The sequence below is a fragment of the Agromyces humi genome (genome assembly GCF_009720255.1).
Taxonomy (GTDB): Bacteria; Actinomycetota; Actinomycetes; order Actinomycetales; family Microbacteriaceae; genus Agromyces; species Agromyces humi.
In genome coordinates this window covers 1-625 of record NZ_WJSP02000755.1, presented here as the reverse complement: position 1 = coordinate 625, position 625 = coordinate 1, and the positions used below count along the sequence as shown (strand labels likewise).

The window sequence follows — 625 nt, the reverse complement described above, 5'->3', positions numbered from 1 at the left end:
CGCGGTGGTGCGCGATCGCGCGCCATCCGTCGGCCGAGAGGATCGCGGCGATCGCCGCCGACTGCCGTTCGGCGTGCTCGATGACGAGGAGGCCGCCCGCGTGCAGCAGCTCGGCCGCGCGCCGGGAGAGCACGCGGACGACGTCGAGGCCGTCCTCTCCGCCGTAGAGCGCGGACACCGGATCGTGCAAGTGCACCTCGGGGTCGACGGGGATCTCGGCCGCGGGCACGTAGGGCGGATTCGAGATAACGACCGCGACCCTGCCGTCGAGCTCGGCCAGCGACGTCGCGAGGTCCCCGAAGACGAGTTCGAGGTTGGCGGCGCCCACCTCGTCGACGTTCCGTCGGGTCCAGGCGAACGCGTCGGGCGAGTTCTCGACCGCCCACACCCGGGCGTGCGGCACCTCGGTGGCCATCGAGAGCGCGATCGCCCCGCTGCCCGTTCCGAGGTCGACGGCGATGGGTTCGGGCTCCGCCGTCGCGCGCAGCGCGTCGATCGCCAGCTGCACCACCTGCTCCGTCTCGGGCCGTGGCACGAACACCCCCGGTCCGACGGCGAGCTCGAGCGAGCGGAACGCCGCGCGCCCCGTGAGGTGCTGCAGCGGCTCCCGCGCCGCACGCCGCAC

1 protein-coding gene is annotated in these 625 nt (G+C 74.2%); it reads right to left on the bottom strand.

Translation table 11 applies throughout. From position 1 onward, the window contains the following. Positions 1–625: peptide chain release factor N(5)-glutamine methyltransferase (gene prmC, locus GH736_RS24000; protein WP_159607610.1), on the bottom strand; the 625-nt coding region annotated here is incomplete at both ends.